We start from the raw sequence: 505 nt of genomic DNA on the forward strand, positions 1-505 counted from the left end.
CAGCTTCAATCTTCTTTATGCGCTCGTCATCGTTCGCATAGACCGCAGAGAGCTGCTCTGGATCAATGTGACGGCAAATCCAACGGCAGAATGGATTGCGCGCCAATTAACCGAGGCGTTTCCGTGGGATGATGCCCCGCAATATCTCATCCGGGACCGGGATCGGATATACGGCACCATCGTCACACGCAGGCTGCGGTCCATGGGCATACGGGACAAACCTATTGCGCCGGCTTCGCCCTGGCAGAATGGCTTCGCCGAACGGCTGATCGGTTCGATCCGGCGCAAGTGCGTCGACCATCTCATCGTCTTAAGCGAGGCCCATCTGCGGCGAATCTTGCGGGCCTATGCTCGCTATTACAACGACATCAGAACCCACTGGTCTTTGGCTAAAGATTCACCGATTTCTCGGGCCATTCAGCCGACCGGAAGCATCCGGTCAAATGCCATCCTCGGCGGGCTGCATCACCACTACGTCCGAGTCTAGGTTTTCGGTACACACAGC

The 505-nt window shown here is 56.8% G+C and carries 1 protein-coding gene; it reads left to right on the plus strand.

Features of this window, described 5'->3' with window-relative positions:
* Positions 1–487: integrase core domain-containing protein (locus tag AUC69_RS06130; RefSeq protein WP_141700631.1), on the plus strand; the 487-nt coding region annotated here is incomplete at its 5' end.
* Between the last annotated feature and the right edge of the window lie 18 nt (positions 488–505).

The sequence above is a fragment of the Methyloceanibacter superfactus genome, assembly GCF_001723305.1.
Lineage (GTDB): Bacteria > Pseudomonadota > Alphaproteobacteria > Rhizobiales > Methyloligellaceae > Methyloceanibacter > Methyloceanibacter superfactus.